Source organism: Nocardioides sp. Root1257 (assembly GCF_001425175.1).
Taxonomy (GTDB): domain Bacteria; phylum Actinomycetota; class Actinomycetes; order Propionibacteriales; family Nocardioidaceae; genus Nocardioides.
On record NZ_LMDV01000012.1, the window covers coordinates 198,836 to 216,518 of the forward strand.

At 73.0% G+C, this 17,683-nt stretch carries 21 protein-coding genes; 8 read left to right on the plus strand and 13 right to left on the minus strand.

What is annotated here, in order from left to right; all coding sequences use genetic code 11:
* Positions 1-52 precede the first annotated feature (52 nt).
* Genes ASC77_RS22480 through ASC77_RS27770 form a run of 3 tightly spaced genes read left to right on the plus strand, consistent with a single transcriptional unit; the run spans position 53 to position 3,521 of the window.
* On the plus strand, positions 53-703 hold the full coding sequence (locus ASC77_RS22480; RefSeq protein ID WP_082575217.1) for a DUF2877 domain-containing protein: 651 nt from the start codon (positions 53-55) through the stop codon (positions 701-703).
* Positions 700-2,121, plus strand: coding sequence for an FdrA family protein (locus ASC77_RS22485; RefSeq protein ID WP_056158298.1), 1,422 nt, complete (start codon positions 700-702; stop codon positions 2,119-2,121). The genes ASC77_RS22480 and ASC77_RS22485 overlap by 4 nt, the downstream gene beginning before the upstream one ends.
* Entirely contained in the window at positions 2,118-3,521 is a 1,404-nt protein-coding gene (locus ASC77_RS27770) for a DUF1116 domain-containing protein (RefSeq protein WP_056158301.1), read from the plus strand. Before ASC77_RS22485 ends, ASC77_RS27770 begins: the two co-directional genes overlap by 4 nt.
* Here ASC77_RS27770 and ASC77_RS22495 read toward each other — a convergent pair.
* The 9 genes from ASC77_RS22495 to moeZ form a co-directional block, all read right to left on the minus strand.
* The gene (locus tag ASC77_RS22495) at positions 3,515-4,120 is read right to left on the minus strand and encodes a hypothetical protein (protein WP_056158304.1); all 606 of its coding nucleotides are present in this window, start codon (positions 4,118-4,120) and stop codon (positions 3,515-3,517) included. The genes ASC77_RS27770 and ASC77_RS22495 overlap by 7 nt on opposite strands.
* Positions 4,121-4,200: 80 nt before the next feature.
* Complete coding sequence (locus ASC77_RS22500; protein ID WP_056158306.1) at positions 4,201-4,530, minus strand: MGMT family protein; 330 nt, start codon at positions 4,528-4,530, stop codon at positions 4,201-4,203.
* On the minus strand, positions 4,527-5,042 hold the full coding sequence (locus tag ASC77_RS26860) for a hypothetical protein (protein WP_056158309.1): 516 nt from the start codon (positions 5,040-5,042) through the stop codon (positions 4,527-4,529). The genes ASC77_RS22500 and ASC77_RS26860 overlap by 4 nt, the downstream gene beginning before the upstream one ends.
* A complete protein-coding gene (locus ASC77_RS22510) occupies positions 5,039-6,361 on the minus strand; it encodes a DUF58 domain-containing protein (RefSeq protein ID WP_056158312.1) in 1,323 nt (440 codons plus the stop codon). The genes ASC77_RS26860 and ASC77_RS22510 overlap by 4 nt, the downstream gene beginning before the upstream one ends.
* On the minus strand, positions 6,358-7,341 hold the full coding sequence (locus ASC77_RS22515; protein WP_056158315.1) for an AAA family ATPase: 984 nt from the start codon (positions 7,339-7,341) through the stop codon (positions 6,358-6,360). Before ASC77_RS22515 ends, ASC77_RS22510 begins: the two co-directional genes overlap by 4 nt.
* Before the next feature lie 2 nt (positions 7,342-7,343).
* Entirely contained in the window at positions 7,344-7,814 is a 471-nt protein-coding gene (locus ASC77_RS22520) for a hypothetical protein (RefSeq protein ID WP_056158318.1), read from the minus strand.
* Positions 7,811-8,545 carry a DUF4129 domain-containing protein gene (locus tag ASC77_RS22525; RefSeq protein WP_082575218.1) on the minus strand — a complete coding sequence of 245 codons (735 nt, stop codon included), beginning with the start codon at positions 8,543-8,545 and terminating at the stop codon, positions 7,811-7,813. Before ASC77_RS22525 ends, ASC77_RS22520 begins: the two co-directional genes overlap by 4 nt.
* Before the next feature lie 19 nt (positions 8,546-8,564).
* Complete coding sequence (locus ASC77_RS22530) at positions 8,565-9,443, minus strand: hypothetical protein (protein ID WP_056158323.1); 879 nt, start codon at positions 9,441-9,443, stop codon at positions 8,565-8,567.
* Positions 9,444-9,513: 70 nt separating this feature from the next.
* Complete coding sequence (moeZ, locus tag ASC77_RS22535; RefSeq protein ID WP_056158326.1) at positions 9,514-10,713, minus strand: adenylyltransferase/sulfurtransferase MoeZ; 1,200 nt, start codon at positions 10,711-10,713, stop codon at positions 9,514-9,516.
* 178 nt (positions 10,714-10,891) lie between these two features.
* Between moeZ and ASC77_RS22540 the strand changes: the two genes are divergently transcribed.
* The 3 genes from ASC77_RS22540 to ASC77_RS22550 are packed head-to-tail and all read left to right on the plus strand — an operon-like array spanning position 10,892 to position 12,070.
* Positions 10,892-11,479: a TetR/AcrR family transcriptional regulator gene (locus ASC77_RS22540; protein ID WP_056158328.1), complete on the plus strand. Its 588-nt coding sequence runs from the start codon at positions 10,892-10,894 to the stop codon at positions 11,477-11,479.
* Positions 11,480-11,521: 42 nt separating this feature from the next.
* Entirely contained in the window at positions 11,522-11,758 is a 237-nt protein-coding gene (locus ASC77_RS22545; RefSeq protein WP_414813206.1) for a DUF3107 domain-containing protein, read from the plus strand.
* Between the two features lie 33 nt (positions 11,759-11,791).
* Positions 11,792-12,070 (plus strand): GlsB/YeaQ/YmgE family stress response membrane protein, encoded by a 279-nt coding sequence (locus ASC77_RS22550; protein WP_056158331.1) that lies wholly within the window; start codon positions 11,792-11,794, stop codon positions 12,068-12,070.
* Here the strand turns inward: ASC77_RS22550 and ASC77_RS22555 are convergent.
* A complete protein-coding gene (locus tag ASC77_RS22555) occupies positions 12,067-12,768 on the minus strand; it encodes a ferritin-like fold-containing protein (RefSeq protein ID WP_056158334.1) in 702 nt (233 codons plus the stop codon). The genes ASC77_RS22550 and ASC77_RS22555 overlap by 4 nt on opposite strands.
* A 190-nt stretch (positions 12,769-12,958) precedes the next feature.
* On the opposite strand from ASC77_RS22555, the gene ASC77_RS22560 reads away from it, so the two are divergent.
* A complete protein-coding gene (locus ASC77_RS22560) occupies positions 12,959-14,422 on the plus strand; it encodes a DEAD/DEAH box helicase (protein ID WP_056158336.1) in 1,464 nt (487 codons plus the stop codon).
* Positions 14,423-14,426: 4 nt separating this feature from the next.
* Here the strand turns inward: ASC77_RS22560 and ASC77_RS22565 are convergent, their stop codons facing one another.
* Both ASC77_RS22565 and ASC77_RS22570 read right to left on the minus strand, forming a co-directional pair.
* The gene (locus ASC77_RS22565) at positions 14,427-15,140 is read right to left on the minus strand and encodes a L,D-transpeptidase (protein ID WP_056158340.1); all 714 of its coding nucleotides are present in this window, start codon (positions 15,138-15,140) and stop codon (positions 14,427-14,429) included.
* Complete coding sequence (locus ASC77_RS22570; RefSeq protein WP_056158343.1) at positions 15,137-15,946, minus strand: ParA family protein; 810 nt, start codon at positions 15,944-15,946, stop codon at positions 15,137-15,139. Before ASC77_RS22570 ends, ASC77_RS22565 begins: the two co-directional genes overlap by 4 nt.
* A 96-nt stretch (positions 15,947-16,042) precedes the next feature.
* Here ASC77_RS22570 and ASC77_RS22575 point away from each other — a divergent pair, with 96 nt between their 5' ends.
* The gene (locus ASC77_RS22575; RefSeq protein WP_235547726.1) at positions 16,043-16,786 is read left to right on the plus strand and encodes an SDR family NAD(P)-dependent oxidoreductase; all 744 of its coding nucleotides are present in this window, start codon (positions 16,043-16,045) and stop codon (positions 16,784-16,786) included.
* On the opposite strand, the gene ASC77_RS22580 is transcribed toward ASC77_RS22575, so the two are convergent.
* Positions 16,755-17,678, minus strand: coding sequence for a PHP domain-containing protein (locus tag ASC77_RS22580; RefSeq protein ID WP_056158348.1), 924 nt, complete (start codon positions 17,676-17,678; stop codon positions 16,755-16,757). The genes ASC77_RS22575 and ASC77_RS22580 overlap by 32 nt on opposite strands.
* Positions 17,679-17,683: the final 5 nt, after the last annotated feature.

The window sequence follows — 17,683 nt, forward strand, 5'->3', positions numbered from 1 at the left end:
TGGCACAACCTCACATCCCCAAACCGTAACCGCCCCGGATAGCGTCGGTGCAGTGATCCCCGTCAGCGCACCTCCGCGAGTGCGCGACCTGCTGCGGTCGACGCCCGACGGACCGGTGCCGATCGTGCACCGCGGACGGGACGCCGTGTACGTCGAGATCGTCGGCCGGTGCGTCGGCGTCGTGTCGTCGCGGGCGACCGCGGTGCCCTGCGCGCTGCGCACCGGAGTCCCGTCCCTGCCGGACATCGGGACCGCCCGGTTGCACGACGGCGTGCTGCACCTCGACGACCAGGCACTGCTCGTCGGCCGCCTGGTCGACGTCTCCGTGCCCCGGCTCCCCCACGCGCGGGTGGCGGCACCGCCGCCCGGCGAGGTGGCCGCGATGGTCGGCCGCGGGGACGGCCTGACGCCGTACGACGACGACGTGCTGTGCGGCTGGTTCGCGGTCCACCGGGCGGCCGGTGTCGGGACCCCGGAGGTCGACGCCGCCGTCCGCGCCCGCCTGTCGCGCACGACGCTGCTGTCGGCGACGCTGCTGGACTGCGCGATGCACGGCGAGGTCATCCCCGAGTTCGCGGCCTGGCTGGCCGCCCCCGACGACCCCGACCGCACCGCGACCCTCGCGGCGGTCGGACACACCTCGGGGCGCGGCATGCTCCAGGGTGCCCGCTTCGCCCTGCACGAGATGAGAGGTGCCGCATGACCACCCCCACGTTCGGCCACGTCGAGCTCCGAGCCGGCGCGTACGCCGACTCGGTCACGCTGCTCCAGGTCAGCCGTGCCGTGCAGGGCCTCGACGGGGTGCTCGCGGCCCAGGTCGCGATGGCGACCGCCCTCAACATCGAGGTCCTCACCGAGATGGGTTTCGAGGTCCCCACCGAGGCCACCACCAACGACATGGTCGTCGCCCTGCGCCTCGCGGACGAGGGCGCGCTGGCCGCCGCGCTCGCCGGAGTCGACCAGGCGCTGCGCGACGCCAACCGGCGTCCGGAGGGTTCGAGCGAGGTCGCGGCACCGCGGACGACGGGCAGCGCGCTGCGGCGAACTGCCGGCACCCCGGGCGACGAGATCGTCGTCGTGTCCGTCCCCGGCCCGAGCGCGCTGGTCGAGGCGATGGACGCCGTCGACGCCGGCCGCGACGTGCTCGTCTTCAGCGACAACGTGCCCGTCGAGCAGGAGGTCGCCCTCAAGCGTGCGGCCGCCGAGCGCGGCGTGCTGGTGATGGGGCCCGACTGCGGCACCGCCGTCGTCGGCGGGCTCGGACTCGGCTTCGCCAACGTCGTCTCCCCCGGCCCCGTCGGCATCGTCGCGGCGTCCGGCACCGGGTGCCAGCAGCTGCTCGCCCTGCTCGACCACGCCGGGGTCGGCGTCGGGTCCGCGCTGGGCGTCGGTGGCCGGGACCTCTCCTCGGAGGTCCGCGGTGCCTCGACCCGTGAGGCGCTGCGCCGCCTCGACGAGGATCCCGCGGTCGAGCTGGTCGTGGTCATCTCGAAGCCTCCCGCAGCAGACGTCGCCACCGAGATCGAGGCGTACGCCGCGAGCCTGGCGACGCCGGTCGAGTTCGCCCTGCTCGGCGAGGGCCGGCCCGACCTCACCGCGGCCGCCGAGTCGGTGCTGCGCCGGCTCGGTCGCGACGTCCCCGCCTGGCCGGTGACCGGCGAGGCCGGCCGGGGCAGCGGAGCGATCCGCGGGCTGTTCGTCGGCGGCACCCTGAAGACCGAGGCCCAGCTCATCGCCGCTGAGCACATCTCTGGGCAGGACGGCGGGCACAGCTTCGTCGACTTCGGCGACGACGAGTACACGTCCGGGCGGGCCCACCCGATGATCGACCCGAGCCTGCGGCTGGAGCACCTCGCCCGAGCCGCCGCCGACCCGGCGACCGGCGTCCTGCTGCTCGACGTCGTGCTCGGCCACGGCGCCGAGCCCGACCCGGCGGCGCTGCTCGCCCCGGCCGTCGCAGCCGTCGACCAGCCCGTGGTGATCGCCGTCGTCGGCACCGTCGGCGATCCCCAGGGCCGGGACCGCCAGGTCCGGGCGCTGGTCGACGCCGGCGCCGAGGTGCACCTGTCCAACGCCGGCGCCACCCGCCGCGCCCTCGAGCTGCTGGGAGACAACGCATGAGCAACCCCCTGAGCACACCCGGGGCCGTCGTCAACGTCGGCGCCGACCTGCTCGCCGATGCGATCGCCGACCAGGCCACGCCGGTGACCCGCGTCGACTGGCGCCCGCCGATGACCGGCACCGAGGCCGACCTCGCGACCGTCGCCGCCGACCCGCTGCGCCGTACCGCCAACGAGCGCGCGCTCGCGGCGATGCTCGACGTCACCGCCAACCTGGTCGACGTGGCCCCGGCGTCCGAGGTGCTCGGCCTCCAGCGCGGCGAGTTCCTGCACGCCGGCCCCCCGATCGCGTGGGAGCGCGCGTCGGGCCCGCTGCGCGGCGGGCTGATGGCCGGAGCGGCGCTCGAGGGGCTGGTCGACGACCCCGAGGACGCGGCCGCGCTCTTCGAGTCGGGCTCCGGGGTCTCCCTCGAGCCGTGCCACCACCGCTCGACCGTCGGTCCGATGGCCGGCGTCGTCACGCCGAGCATGTGGATGTTCGTGCTCGAGGACGCGACGACCGGCCGCCGTACGTACTGCTCGCTCAACGAGGGGCTCGGCAAGGTGCTGCGGTACGGCGCCTACGGCCCCGAGGTGCTGACCCGGCTGCGCTGGATGCGCGACGTGCTCGGCCCGCTGCTGCAGCAGGCCGTCCGGGCGACCGGCGCGGTCGACGTCACGGGCATCCTCACCCAGATGCTGCAGATGGGCGACGAGGCCCACAACCGCAACCGGGCCGGCACCCTGATGCTGCTGCGCGACCTCGCGCCGGCTCTGGTGCGTAGCGCTGCCGCCCCCGACGACATCGCCGAGGCGTTCCGCTTCATCGGCAGCAACGACCACTTCTTCCTCAACCTGGCGATGCCCGCCTGCAAGCTCGCGCTCGATGCAGCGCGCGGCATCGAGGGCTCGACGATGGTGGTCGCCATGGCCCGCAACGGCACCGACTTCGGCATCCAGGTCGCGGGCACCGGCGACGAGTGGTTCACCGGGCCGGCCCAGCTCGCCGACGGCCTATTTCTCGGCTCCTACGGGCCCGACGACGCCAACCCCGACATCGGCGACTCGGCGATCACCGAGACCGCCGGCATCGGTGGCTTCGCGATGGCGACCGCGCCCGCGATCGTCCGGCTGGTCGGCGGCTCCGTGCCGGACGCGCTCGCCACGACCCGACGGATGCACGAGATCACGCTCGGCGAGAACCCGCGGTGGACGGTGCCGGTGCTGGAGTTCCAGGGCACCCCGAGCGGCATCGACGTGACCAAGGTGTGCCGCACCGGGATCCTGCCGCAGATCAACACCGGCATGGCCGGCAAGGTCGCCGGCACCGGCCAGGTCGGGGCCGGACTCGTCACCCCGCCCGCGGAGATCTTCCCGAAGGCGCTGGCGCGGCTGGCCGAGCTGACGCGGCAGCGTCAGTAGCGGATCCACCCGCGGAGGCCGATGACGGCGCCGCGCTCGCGGTTGGCGTCCAGGAACACGTAGAGCGGCCCACCCTGCACGTGCTCGCGGTCGGCGACCTTGCCGCTGCTGGGGGCGATGTCGTGGAAGTAGCCGTCGTACCCGCGGACCTGGCCGCCGGTCACGATCATCGTGTTCCAGCCACGGTCGACCCAGCCGCACAGCCAGCTGTTCTGGCCGGTGCCCACGTGCGCCGCGTAGACGTGCACCTCGTGGCGCCACACGGCCGGGTCACGGCCGCCGGGGACGTCGGGGCAGCGCGTCGGCTGCGACGCCCACCGCACGAACGTCGTGTTGTTGAAGGGGTAGCTGTCGTGCCAGGTCCGCCACTCGGCGCGGCCCTGGCAGAAGCCCGCGTCGTCACGCCAGCTGCCCTCGCAGCTGCCGCCGGCTCCCCCGCCGTAGGCGTTGATGTGCCAGTGCACGTGGTGCCAGGTCCCGGAGAACGCGCCCGCGTCCTCGTCGTTGGCAACGGCACTCCCGACGGGCAGGAGCAGGCTGCCCACGGTGGCCAGGACGACGGTGACGGCGGCCGCGACGGCCTTCGCGAGAGTGGTCATGCCGTGACGGTAGGGACGTGGGCAGGGTCGGCACTGTCTGCTTCCTGACACAACGCCCGGTCATCTCAGGTGCGGCTGTCTCAGGTGCGACTGGGCGTCGGCGGCCGCCAGAGCGCGACCTTGATGTCGACGTTGCCCGACGGGCGCAGGGGCGTGCCCTCCTCCAGGTAGGCCTGGCGCGCCTCGCCCTGGTGGCTCGGCGGCAGCGACCCGTCGGCGCGCACGACCCGCCACCACGGCATGCCGCTGCCGTGGGTCGCCATCACGTTGCCGACGAGGCGCGGGCCACCGCCACCGACCACGGCGCCGACGACCTCCGCGATCACGCCGTACGTCGTCACCCGGCCGCGCGGCACCGTCTCGACGCAGCGCAGCACCAGCTCGACGTACTCCTCGAAGTCCAGGCTCATGTGAGGGCCACCGCAGCCGCGACGGTGGCGACGAGGCCGGCCATCACGCCGACCACCCAGATCCCGGGCTGCTCCGGCTGGCCGCGCAGCGCGAGCGCCAGCCCCCAGACGAGGGGTACGCCGAGGAGCAGCAGCGCCCCGCGGCGTACCCACAGCCGCACCAGCGCCGGGTCGACCGGCATCCGGTCGGGACCGTAGCCGGCGAGCAGCGCCGCGAGGTGGGCCACCAGCAGCCCGGTCGCGGCCACCAGGACCGCCGGGTGCAGGCCGTCGTCGAGCGCACCGGCCCACCAGGCGAGCACGGCGAGCATCACGGCGGCACCGACCGCGGACTCGGGCATGGCCGCGAAGGCGCCCGCGAGCACCACGATCCCGAGCGCGACCCACCAGGTCGGCCACCGCCCCGCGGGGCCGGCGGCGAGGACGGCCACCACCGGCCCGAGGAAGATCAGCACCCGGAGCACCAGCTGGCTGCGGGAGAGCTCGGTCACCGCGCTCAGCAGGCCGTTCACCGGGCCACCACCCGAGGCTGGGCCGCCCGTCGGGCGAGCCGGCGCAGGACGTCGTCGATGGTGCCAGGACCCCGCCACGGCACCACCGGGCAGCCGAGCGCGGCCAGGCGCTGGAGCACCGCGGTCCGCTCCAAGGTGCGCATCCGCCAGGCGAGTGACGCCAGGTCGGGGTCGGTGCCCGGCGCGACCCCGGGGCGGACGTCGCCGGGCAGCGTGTCGACGACCAGCACCGGCACGCCGCGGCGGGTGAGCGTCGCGGCGACCGCGCCGATCGACTCGGCCAGCATCGGGGAGAGCACGACGACGACGGTGCCACCGGTGACACCGAGCTGCAGCACGCCCGCCTCGGCCTCCGCCACCTCGCCGCTCCGGATCCCGGCCAGGGTGTGCTGGATCCGCCGCAGGTGCCGGGCGCCCGTGCCGTAGCCGACCAGCTCGCGACCGCGACCGACCACGCGCAGCGCGACCCGGTCGCCCGAGCGGACGTGGTGCTCGGCGACCGCGGACGCGGCGCGCACCGACAGGTCCAGGCTGCTCGCCGCCCCGTCGACGCCGCCGGAGGCACCGTGGTCGGCGAGGGCGTCGACGACGAGGAGCACGGCGGTGTCCTCCTCGGCCCGGGTGCTGACGACGTGCAGCTCGCGGGTGCGCAGCGAGACCCGCCAGTTGACCCGCCGCAGCCGGTCCCCCGGCGTGAACGGGCGGATGCCCGCCAGCTCCGTGCCCGACCCGGGCCGCTGCGACCGGTGCGCGCCGACGAGGCCGACCGGTTGCGGTGCGTCCGCGCGCGAGTCGTAGACGGCCGCCATCGGAAGAACCCGCAGGTGCTGGCCGCCGAGCGGGACCGGCCCGAACCGGAAGCCCGCCCACCGCGACATCAGCGCCACCTTCTCCTGGCCGACGAACCGGAGGCCCCAGCGGCGCGGGCTGATCTCGACGGTCGGCCCGGCCCCGTCGGGCCCACTCAGCAGGGCGCCGACCTGTCCGGCGTGCGGCCGCATCACGACGTACGGGGGCCGGCCGGAGGCGCGCGTCAGGTACTCCGCGTCTCCGGCGTCCGCGACCGTCAGCCGCGACGTGGTGCCCTGGCCCTCGTGCAGCGAGGTGTGGTCCAGGTGCGTCGTCAGCCGGGGTGCCTGGGTCGGCCGGTGCAGCAGGCCCAGCGCCGCGAGCGCGATGAAGGGCACGGCGAGGACGACCAGCGCCGGCTCGCCGACGAGGAGTGCCCCGGCGACCGCGACCGCGGCGGTGAAGACCGCGCGCCCGAGGGCGGCGGTGGGGCGCCACACGGCGTCGCCGTGGGTCACGGGCTGGGTCATCGGCGCTCGAGCGTGCTCGGGGTCGGCACCTTCGCGAGGACCGAGTCGACGACCCCGCGGCCGCTCGCCTCGGTCATCCAGAGCTCGGGCCGGACGGTGATGCGGTGGGCGAGCACGGACCGGGCGACCGCCTTGACGTCCTCGGGGATCACGTAGTCGCGACCGCGGATCAGCGCGAAGGCGCGGGCGGCCAGCACCAGGCCGAGCGAGCCGCGCGGCGAGGCGCCGGTGAGCACGTCGGCGTGCGTGCGGGTGGCGGTGGCGAGGTCGACGCAGTAGCGACCGACGTCCTCGCCGACGACCACCGTCTCGACCGCCGCCTGCATCGCGAGCAGCCCGGCGGCGTCGGTGACCGGCTCGAGGTCGACCTCCTCCTGGCGCCGCTCGAGGCGGCGGGCGAGCACGTCGTACTCCTCCCCGGCCGAGGGGTACCCGAAGCTGACCCGCAGCAGGAACCGGTCGAGCTGGGCCTCCGGCAGCGGGTAGGTGCCCTCGTACTCGATCGGGTTCGCCGTGGCCAGCACGTGGAAGGGCGCCGTCAGCGGGAACGTCTCGCCCTCGACCGTGACCTGCCGCTCCTGCATGGCCTCGAGCAGCGCGGACTGGGTCTTGGGCGGCGTCCGGTTGATCTCGTCGGCGAGCAGCAGGCCCGTGAAGATCGGTCCGGGACGGAAGTCGAAACGGGCCTCGCGCTGGTCGTAGACGAACGAGCCGGTGAGGTCGGCCGGCAGCAGGTCGGGGGTGAACTGCGCGCGCCGGAAGTCCAGGCCGAGCGCCTGGGCGAACGAGCGCGCCGCGAGGGTCTTGCCGAGGCCCGGGTAGTCCTCGAGCAGCACGTGCCCCTTGGCGAGGATGGCGGCGAGGACCTGGAGCAGTGCCTCGCGCTTGCCGACGACGGCCTTCTCCACCTCGGTGACGACGCGGGCCGCCAGCTCGGCTGCCTCGGCGACGGACAGGGTCGCCTGCGGCGATGTGGTCATGCTCAGAGCTCCTCGATGATGGTCAGGTAGTGGTCGATCTGGGCGTTGCTGAGTCGCCGGGGCGGAGCGGTCAGCAGGTCGGTCAGCTCGGGTCCGAGCACCGCTGCTGCCGCGGGGTCGGCGCGGCCGATGCCGTGCCGCTGCCGGAGCACCTGGTCGGTGAGCACGGCGAGCCGGTCGCGCAGCGCGTGGTCCGGCGTCCGGGAGGACTGGTGGGCCTCGATCAGCCCGACGTACCGGACCAGGCGCGGGTCACCGCTGTCGCGCACCGACGGACGCTCGACGTCGACCTGCCAGGAGGGCTCACCGCCGTCGAGGGCGTCGAAGACCAGCCCGAGGATGGCCGTGCAGGTCGCGACCAGGAGCGCGAGGCGCAGCGGGTCGGGGTCGGCGTCGAGCAGGGTCAGCAGCACCTCGAAGCCGACGTAGGCCACGAGCCCGCCCGCGACCCGCAGCCACCACCGGTCCCTCATGCCGGCGCCCCGATGGTGTGGTGGATCCGGTCCAGCGCCTCGACCGCGGCGGCACGGTGGGTCTCGGTGAGCTCGTGCTCGGAGAAGCGGGCCTCGCGGTACAGCGCGGCGAGGCGGGAGACCGCCGCCGGATCCGCGTCCACGAGGTCGAGGACGCGCAGCGTGTGCTCGGACGACGTCTCCCACGGACGGCGCTCGATCCCGGCCGCGGCCGCGGAGACCTCGAAGCGGTGCCAGCACTCCACGATGCCGTTGCGCGGTGCGCCACCCGAGAGCGCGGACCGCTGGGCGTCGACGTCGGCCAGCAGCTCACGCGCGACGGCCTCGCCCGGTGACAGCACGTCGATGTCCGCGGCGTCGACGGCCGCCTCGCGGCGACGCCGGGCACGACGTACCCGGCGGACCCTGGCCAGCCAGCGCACCAGCCACACGAGCAGCGCCACCGCGAGCACCGCGGTGGCGATGTTGATCAGCAGCGCGGCGATCCACAGGTAGCCACCACCGCCGTCGCCCCGCTCGTCCTTGACCGGCTTCGGCTGCGGCTGCGGCGCGGCCGTGGCCGTCGTCTGCTCCGTCGTGGGCCGTACGGCGCCCGGGCCGTCACCGCGCAGCACCCCGCTGGGGCCGATCGAGGCCGCCCAGGTCACCAGCAGGACGACGAGAAGGACCCCGGCCGCGACCAATGCCGCGGCCAGGGCTCCCTGCCGTGAAGCGGGTTGCCGGGCCGTCATGCCCGGCAACCTACCCGGGTCAGAGGATGGGCGAGAACGGCTCCGTGCCGTTGACCAGCTGCAGACCGGAGATGCCGGAGTGCTGCTGGGCGAACGCGAGCTCCTTGCTCAGGTCGCCGATGTTGTTCGACAGCGGCAGCGGGGCCAGGCCGAGCGTCGAGAGGACGCCGATCGCCTTGCCGTCGGCCGAGACGAACGCCGAGCCGGAGTCGCCGGGGATGCCGGGGCCCACGGTGTAGAGCGGGTGCGACCAACCGCCGTCCGCCGCGTCGTCACCGAGGCTGATGCCGGTGTGCGGGGAGAGCACGGAGATGCCGGCGCGGAGGCTGGAGTTGCCGTAGGTGTAGACCCGGTCGCCGGCGGCGGTGCCGTCGGTGTCGATGCCGGTCGGGCCACCCCAGAACGGGATCGAGGGGTTCACCTTGCCGACGTCCGCAGCGCTGACCTTCACCAGGGCGAGGTCGTTGTAGGCGCAGGTGTTGGCGTCGGTGGTGCCGAGCTGCTTCTCGGTCAGCCAGGACGAGTACACGAGCGTGCCCGAGCCGACCTGGGTGCCCTCGTCGACCAGGCTGCCACCCTCGTTGAAGGTGACCGGCGTGCCGAGCGGCAGCGAGTCGACGTTGCAGCCGTTCGTGTCGGTGGCCTCGCCGGTGCCCGCACAGTGGGCGGCGTAGCCGACGTACACGTTGCCGGCGCCGTCGGTGTAGACGAAGTTGGCGGTGCACTGGGCACCCTCCGTGTACATCATCGTGCCGGGGTGGATCTCGGCCGTGTCGGCAGGCGCCCAGGTGGGCGCGCTGTCGGCGCGCGACGGCGTGAGCGTCAGCAGCGCGGCGGTCAGGATCGTGATCGTGACGGCCGCGAACACGGCGGCCAGCTGGGAACGAGTGAGGCTCATGCCCGGGTCAACGACGACGCTCCCGGCCGGTTACGCGTGGGTAACAGACCGGGAGCGTCGGTTGAAGCATCTAGTACGTCGGCTGCGAGGGGTCGATCTGGTTGACCCAGGCGACCACGCCGCCGCCGACGTGGACGGCGTCGGCGTACCCGGCGCCCTTCACGATCGCGAGCGTCTCCGCCGAGCGGACCCCCGACTTGCAGTGCATGACGATCTGCTTGTCGGCGGGCAGCTTCTCGAGGGCCGAGCCGTTGAGGAAGTCGCCCTTCGGGATCAGCACCGAGCCGGGGATCTTGTTGATCTCGTACTCGTTCGGCTCGCGCACGTCGACCAGGACGAAGTCGCGGGTGCCCTCGGCGCGCTCCTTGAGCATGTGCTCGAGGGTCGTCACCGAGATCGTCGAGCCGGCGGCCGCCTCGGCGGCGTCGTCGGAGATCGCGCCGCAGAAGGCGTCGTAGTCGATGAGGCCGGTGACCGTCGGGTGCTCGCCGCAGAGCGCGCAGTTCGGGTCCTTGCGGACCTTCAGCTTGCGGTACTCCATCTCGAGGGCGTCGTAGATCATCAGCTTGCCGACCAGCGGCTCGCCGATGCCGGTGAGCAGCTTGATGGCCTCGTTGACCTGGATCGACCCGATCGACGCGCACAGCACGCCGAGCACGCCGCCCTCGGCGCAGCTCGGGACCATGCCCGGCGGCGGGGGCTCCGGGTAGAGGCAGCGGTAGCACGGCGCGTCGTCGGAGAGGGTGGGCGCGAAGACCGAGGCCTGGCCGTCGAAGCGGTAGATGGAGCCCCAGACGTACGGGATGCCCAGGAAGTACGCCGCGTCGTTGACCATGTAGCGCGTCGCGAAGTTGTCGGTGCCGTCGACGATGAGGTCGTAGCCCCGGAAGATCTCCATGACGTTGTCGTTGTCGAGACGGGTCTCGTGGACGATCACGTTGACGTAGGGGTTGGTCTCGGCGATCGACTCCTTGGCCGACACCGCCTTCGACTTCCCGATGTCGGACTGGCCGTGGATGATCTGGCGCTGCAGGTTGGACTCGTCGACCTCGTCGAACTCCGCGATGCCGAGCGTGTGGACGCCGGCCGCCGCGAGGTAGAGCAGGGCCGGGCTGCCGAGACCGCCGGCGCCGATGACCAGCACCTTGGCGTTCTTGAGGCGCTTCTGACCGGTCATCCCGACGTCGGGGATGATCAGGTGGCGGCTGTAGCGACGCACCTCGTCGATGGTCAGCTCGTCCGCGGGCTCCACGAGCGCGGGAAAGGACACGGCGTACTCCTTGATCGATCGGTTGCCGGACCAACAACCTCCGGTCCTGCCATGTTCCCCGCCGGGACGCGGCGCGGATCGCCGCGTCCCGTCATCCGGACGCTGGTGACTGCCCGGTAGTGTTCGGCGGGTGACGGCAGAGCAGTACGACGCACCGGCGCGACCCCGCGGCGGCCGGATGCCCCGGCGGGAGCGACGCGCCCAGCTGATGGAGTCCGCCCTCGAGGTGTTCGTGGCCCAGGGCTACCACGCGGCAGCGATGGACGACATCGCCGAGCGCGCGGGTGTCTCCAAGCCCGTGCTCTACCAGCACTTCCCCGGCAAGCTCGACCTCTACCTCGCGCTGCTGGACCGCTCGTGCGACACGATCATCGACAACACCCGCCACGCGCTCTCCTCGACGCACGACAACAAGCAGCGGGTCGCGGCGACGATGGACGTCTTCTTCGAGTACGTCTCGAGCGAGACCGGCGCGTTCCGCCTGGTCTTCGAGTCCGACCTGACCAACGAGCCCGCCGTCCGCGAGCACGTGGACCGGGTGACGACGGAGTGCGCCGCGATGATCGCCCACGTCATCCACGACGACACGGGCCTGCCCGACGACGCCTCCCGCCTGCTGGCCGTCTCCCTGGTGGGAATGGCCCAGGTGAGCGCGCGGTTCTGGCTCGCGGAGCACGGTGACATCCCCCGCCCGGACGCAGCTGCGCTGGTCGCCGGGCTGGCCTGGCGGGGCATCCGCGGATACCCGCTCACCGACGACCACTGACCAACCCCTCGCAGCACCCCGCACCACCCCCGAGCAGGATCGATGAAGGAGGACCTCGTGGAGGTCAAGATCGGCGTCCAGAACGCCGCCCGTGAGCTGACGATCGAGGTCGACGAGACCGCCGAGGCCGTCGAGAAGCTCGTCGCCGACGCCGTCTCCGGCGACGGCGTGCTCAACCTCAAGGACGCCAAGGGTCGGCGCCTGATCGTCCCCGTCGCCAAGCTGGCGTACGTCGAGCTGGGTCACGGCGTCGCGGGCCAGGTCGGCTTCCGCTCGTAGCGCTCCGACCACGACCAGGAGCATGATCCAGGGATGATCTCCGCCCTGCTGTGGGCCGTGATCGGCGGCACCGTGATCGGCCTGCTCGGCAAGCTGGTCGCGCCGGGCGACCGCGACGACGTGCCGCTGTGGCTGACGATCCTGTGCGGCATCGGCGGCTGCCTCGTCGGCGACTACCTCTACGGCCTGTTCTTCAACCCGCAGACCCTCGGGGTCGACTGGTGGCGCCACGGCTGGCAGGTCGTCGCCGCTGCGGTGCTGGTGACGATCGCAGCGACGCTCACGGGGCGTCGGGGACGCGTGTCCCGCTAGCTGTCGAGGCCGAGCTCGGCCATCCGCTCGGCGTGCCGCTCGGTGATCCGGGCGAACATCCGGCCGAGCGCGGCCAGGTCGAGACCGGGCCGGTCGATGCCTCCGGCCAGCAGCGCGGTCAACGCATCGCGGTCGGCGGCGACCCGCTGCGCCTGGGTGAGCGCCTCGCCCATCAGCCGGCGGCCCCACAGCGCCAGCCGGCCGCCGAGCCGCGGGTCCGCGGCGATCGCGGCGCGCACCCGGCCGACGACGAACTCCGAGTGACCGGTGTCCTCGAGCGAGGCCACGATCAGGTCGCGGGTGTCGGCGTCGAGGTAGGCCGCGATCTCGCGGTAGAAGTCGTTGGCCATCCCGTCGCCGACGTACGCCTTGATCAGGCCCTCGTACCAGTCGGCGGGCGCGGTGTGCTCGTGGAACTTGTCGATCGGCCTGCGGAACGGCGCCATCGCCTGGAACGGGTCGGCGCCCAGCTCGGCGAGCCGCTCGCGCAGCCGCGCGACGTGGCCGAACTCCGCCGACGCCATCGAGGCGATCGCGACCTTGTCCTCCAGCGTCGGCGCCAGCTTGGCGTCCTCCGCGAGGCGCTCGAAGGCCGAGATCTCGCCGTACGCGATCGCGGCGAGCAGGTCGATGACGGCCTCGCGGTACTGCGGGTCCTGGAACGCGACCGGGGTGTCGTCCGGCGTCGATGGGGGCACGTGCGCACCCTACAGATACAGTGGACGTGACCGAGGTCGCTCAGCTGTTCGTTCGGCCGCGACCTCCCGCATGTGCGCGGCAGACCTGCCCGTCGTCTGTGACGGAGTCCGCCGCACCCGACATTCACTCGGTTGATACCCGGCTGACTCACGAAAGCAGAAGACACTGACCACGTTCCGAGAGCTCGGGGTGCTCCCCGAGATTTGCGATGCGCTCGACCGCCACGGCATCACGACCCCGTTCGCCATCCAGGAGATGACCCTCTCCGTCGCCCTGATGGGCACCGACCTGATCGGCCAGGCCCGCACCGGCACCGGCAAGACCCTCGCGTTCGGCATCCCCGTGCTGCAGCGCAGCGTCTCCCCGACCGACCCGGCGTACGCCGACATGCCCCAGGGCAAGCCGCAGGCGCTGATCGTCGCCCCGACCCGCGAGCTCGCGCTCCAGGTCTCCAGCGACCTCTCCATCGCCAGCGCCGACACCGGCCTGCGGGTCCTCACCGTGTACGGCGGGGTCGGCTACGACACCCAGCTCGACGTGCTCGAGTCCGGCGTCGACATCGTCGTCGGCACCCCCGGACGCCTGATCGACCTCGCGAACCGCCGCGCCCTCGACCTCTCGCACGTGCACGCGCTCGTGCTCGACGAGGCCGACGAGATGCTGGACCTGGGCTTCCTGCCCGACGTCGAGCGGATCCTGCGGATGACCCCCGAGACCCGCCAGACGATGCTGTTCTCGGCCACCATGCCGTCGGCGATCGTCTCGCTCGCCCGCATGCACATGCGGCACCCGATGAACATCCGCGCCGAGTCGTCGTACGACACCTCGATGGTGCCGGCGACCGCCCAGTTCATCTACCAGGCCCACGACCTCGACAAGCCGGAGATCATCGGCCGCATCTTGCAGGCCGAGGACGCCGAGAAGATCATCGTCTTCACCCGCACCAAGCGGCAGTCGCAGCGGGTGGCCGACGACCTCGTCGAGCGCGGCTTCAGCGCCAGCCCCCTGCACGGCGACATGGCCCAGGTGGCGCGCGAGAAGGCGCTGACGAAGTTCCGCGAGGACAAGATCCGGGTGCTCGTGGCGACCGACGTCGCCGCTCGCGGCATCGACGTGCGCGGCGTGTCCCACGTCATCAACTACACCTGCCCCGAGGACGACAAGACCTACGTCCACCGGATCGGCCGCACCGGCCGCGCCGGCGCCTCCGGCATCGCGATCACGTTCGTCGACTGGGCGGACCTGCACCGCTGGAAGATGATCAACAAGACGCTGGACCTGCCGTTCGACGAGCCGCAGGAGACCTACTCCACGTCCGAGCACCTCTTCCACGACCAGGGCATCCCGCCCGGCACCAAGGGCCGCATCGTCGACCCGGCGCCCGTGGAGCGCAAGCCGCGCGAGGACCGGGGCGGCGACCGCGGCGGCAACCGGGGCGAGCGCTCCGGCGACCGTCCCGCGCGCAACCGCAACCGCAGCCGGACCCGGACCCGCTCCGGCGAGGCAGCCACCACCGACGCGCCGGCCGCGGCCGCGGCCGCGAGCACCGAGGGCGGCGACGCTCCCGCTGGTGCGAGCCGCAACCGCAACCGCAACCGTCGGCGCCGCTCCGGCGGCTCGGGTGGCGGCGACCAGGCTCCCGCCGCGGAGTGATCCGCTAGGCGGTCACGACGACGGAGCCCCCGACCGGCGCGAAGTTCCACAGCGCGATCGCGTCGGGGGTCTTCTGCCGGATGCAGCCGTGCGACCGCGGGGTGCCGAGCTGCGCCTTGGTCTGCAGCGGCGTGCCGTCCTTGGTCGGGATCGTGTGGAAGCCGATCGCGGCCCCGCTCGGCCCCTTCGTGAAGCGCACGAAGTACTCCATCACCCCGGAGTCGTCGACGCCGACCGCCCACCGGGACTTGCTGTAGACCTCGTAGCTGCCGGGCTCGAGGTTGTCGAGCAGGCTGCCCGAGACCAGGTAGGTACGGCGTACGCCGGTGTCGGCGTCGACCAGCCACACCCGCTGCCGGCTCTGGCTGAAGACGACCCGCTTGCCGGTCCCCGAGTCGGCCGGGAGCGCGGTGTCGAGGGCGGGGTCGCTCGCCGACTCGGTGCTGTCCGCGGACGCGGTCGAGCCTGACGGCGTCGGCGAGGTCGGGGTCGGGGTCGAGGTCGAGGTCGACGGCTTCGCCGCGGCGCCGACGTCGGCGGCGGCCTGGTTGGCGTGCGGCTGCTGCTGCGCCTGGGCGTCGTCGCCGGAGAACGGCAGCGCGCCGAACGAGCCGAGCACCGCGATCGCCGTGACCGCGAGCGAGACGCCCAGCGCACTGAGCCGGCCGTAGCGGGGCCGGATCGGCGTTGCGCGGTGGGCGCCGCGGAGCTCGGTCACGACACTCGTCCCGTCTTCTTCTTCTTGACCTTCGGGCGCTTGGCGCGGGCGACCAGGGCCTCCGTCGCCTCCCGGTAGGCACGGGCGCCCTTGCTGCTGCGGTTCGTGGCGAGGATCGAGCGGCCGGCGGCGGGCGCCTCGGCGAACTTGATCGTCTTCGGGATCGGCGGCTCGATCACGTCGAGGTCGTAGGTGTCCGAGATCGTCTCGAGCACGGTGCGCGCGTGGTTGGTGCGCCCGTCGTACAACGTCGGCAGCACGCCCCAGACCTCGAGCTTGCGGTTGGTGAAGCGGCGTACGTCGTGGACGGTGTCGAGCAGCTGGCCGACGCCGCGGTGCGACAGCGTCTCGCACTGGAGCGGGATCAGCACGCCGTCGGCGGCGGTGAGCGCGGCGACCGTCATCACGCCGAGCGACGGCGGACAGTCGAGCAGCACCCAGTCGTACTCGGTGCCGTCCTCGGCCAGGGTCTCGACCATCGACTTCACGACGTGCTCACGGCCGGTGCGGGTCAGCAGCTCGGCCTCCGCGCGCGCCAGCTCGATCGTCGCCGGGAGCAGGTCGACACCGTCGTCGGTGGCGATGATGACCTCGCTCGGGTCGACGCCCTTGGTGAGCACGTGGTGCACGGACAGCTCGAGGTCCTCGGGATCGATGCCCAGGGAGAAGGTCAGGCACGCCTGCGCATCGAGGTCGACCAGCAGCACGGAGTACCCGAGCTCGGCCAGTGCGGCGCCGACCGAGGCGACGGTCGTGGTCTTGGCGACGCCGCCCTTCTGGTTGGCGATCGCGAGCGTGGTGGTCATCGGTGACCATCATGCCGGACCGGTGCGCGCAGATCCCGCAGGCACCTGCTTGGGCTGACACCTGATTTACTCGGGCACATGTCGAAGACTGCTCTCGTGACCGGACCCACGGCAGGGATCGGCCGGTCCTTCGCCCACCAGCTCGCCGCCCAGGGCTACGACCTCGTGCTGGTCGCCCGCGACCGGGCCCGGCTCGAGGCCGAGGCGGCCGAGCTGACCGCGTCGTGCGGCGTCGGCGTCGAGGTGCTGCCGGCCGACCTCGTGGACCGCGAGGAGCTCGCTGCGGTCGAGGCCCGGCTCGCCGACCGGGACCGCCCGGTCGACCTGCTGGTCAACAACGCGGGCTTCGGGCTGAAGCAGCGCTTCCTCGACAACTCCGTCGATGCCGAGCAGGCGATGCTCGAGGTGCTGGTCACCGCGGTGATGCGGCTCAGCCACGCGGCGCTCGGGCCGATGACCGAGCGCGGCCAGGGCGGCATCATCAACGTCTCGAGCGTGGCGTCGTTCCTGCCCCGCGGCAGCTACAGCGCCGCGAAGGCGTGGGTGAACTCCTTCTCGGAGTGGGCGGCGTACGAGTACCGCGACCAGGGCGTGACGATCACGTGCCTGTGCCCCGGGTTCACCAAGACCGAGTTCCACGAGCGGATGGACGTCTCGCGCGGCTCGGCACCCGACTTCCTGTGGCTCGACGCCGACGAGCTGGTGGCCGACGCGCTCGCCGACCACGCCAAGGGCAAGGTGTTCTCGATCCCCGGGGCTCAGTACAAGGTGATCACGCGCGCGGCGCGGATGGTCCCCACCCCGCTGCTCAAGCGCTTCCAGTCCCTGGGCCGGAAGTAGCTGGGCCGGAAGTAGCTGGGCCGGAAGTAGTCGGGGTCCGACGGCTGCTGAGCGCGGCCGCCTCGGCCGCCATCGCCATCAGCCGCTCGTACTCCTCCGGGTCGGTGGTGTTGCAGCCCAGGTCGTGGTCGATCTTGCCGACGCCGTGGTAGTCGCTGGACCCGGTCGCCACCAGGCCCAGGTCGCGCGCCATCGCGCGCAGGCGCTCGCGGGTCGGGGCGTCGTGGTCCTGGTGGTCGACCTCGATGCCGGCGAGCCCGACGTCGCGCAGGCGCGCCAGCGTGGCCTCGTCGGGCCGGCCGAGGCCGCCCCTCCCCCACGGGTGCGCGATCACCGACACCCCGCCGGCCTCGGTCACGGCACGGATCGTCGTCTCCAGCGGAGCGGCGTACCGGTTCACGAACGCGACCTTGCCCGCTCCGAGGTAGCGGTCGAAGGCCTCGGTGCGGTCGCCGACGACCCCCAGGGTGACGAGGGCGTCGGCGATGTGGGGTCGCCCGGTGGCCGCGGCACCGTGGGCGGCCGCGCGTACGTCGTCGGCGGTGATCTCGATGCCGAGGCCGCGCAGCCGCTGCACCATGTCGGGGACCCGCGACTCGCGGCCGGTCAGCACGCGGGCGAGCTCGTCGGCCAGGGCGGGGCTCGTGGGGTCGGGGAGGTAGGCGAGCAGGTGCACGCTGCGGCCGTGGTGGCCGGTGCTGATCTCCATGCCCGGCACCAGCGTGACCCCGGCGTCCTCGGCCGCCACCGACGCCTCGGCCCACCCGTCGGCAGTGTCGTGGTCGGTGATCGCCACGACGTCCAGCCCGGCCCGCGCCGCCGCACGCACCAGCTCGGCCGGGGTGTCGGTCCCGTCGCTGGCACGGGAGTGCGTGTGCAGGTCGATGCGCACGCCTC

Coding starts and splice junctions, on each gene's coding strand:
- ASC77_RS22485 (WP_056158298.1), top strand. CDS start 700: ATGACCACCCCCACGTTCGGCCACGTCGAGCTCCGAGCCGGCGCGTAC.
- ASC77_RS27770 (WP_056158301.1), top strand. CDS start 2,118: ATGAGCAACCCCCTGAGCACACCCGGGGCCGTCGTCAACGTCGGCGCC.
- ASC77_RS22495 (WP_056158304.1), bottom strand. CDS start 4,120: ATGACCACTCTCGCGAAGGCCGTCGCGGCCGCCGTCACCGTCGTCCTG.
- ASC77_RS22500 (WP_056158306.1), bottom strand. CDS start 4,530: ATGAGCCTGGACTTCGAGGAGTACGTCGAGCTGGTGCTGCGCTGCGTC.
- ASC77_RS22510 (WP_056158312.1), bottom strand. CDS start 6,361: ATGACCCAGCCCGTGACCCACGGCGACGCCGTGTGGCGCCCCACCGCC.
- ASC77_RS22515 (WP_056158315.1), bottom strand. CDS start 7,341: ATGACCACATCGCCGCAGGCGACCCTGTCCGTCGCCGAGGCAGCCGAG.
- ASC77_RS22520 (WP_056158318.1), bottom strand. CDS start 7,814: ATGAGGGACCGGTGGTGGCTGCGGGTCGCGGGCGGGCTCGTGGCCTAC.
- ASC77_RS22525 (WP_082575218.1), bottom strand. CDS start 8,545: ATGACGGCCCGGCAACCCGCTTCACGGCAGGGAGCCCTGGCCGCGGCA.
- ASC77_RS22530 (WP_056158323.1), bottom strand. CDS start 9,443: ATGAGCCTCACTCGTTCCCAGCTGGCCGCCGTGTTCGCGGCCGTCACG.
- ASC77_RS22540 (WP_056158328.1), top strand. CDS start 10,892: ATGCCCCGGCGGGAGCGACGCGCCCAGCTGATGGAGTCCGCCCTCGAG.
- ASC77_RS22545 (WP_414813206.1), top strand. CDS start 11,522: ATGAAGGAGGACCTCGTGGAGGTCAAGATCGGCGTCCAGAACGCCGCC.
- ASC77_RS22550 (WP_056158331.1), top strand. CDS start 11,792: ATGATCTCCGCCCTGCTGTGGGCCGTGATCGGCGGCACCGTGATCGGC.
- ASC77_RS22570 (WP_056158343.1), bottom strand. CDS start 15,946: ATGACCACCACGCTCGCGATCGCCAACCAGAAGGGCGGCGTCGCCAAG.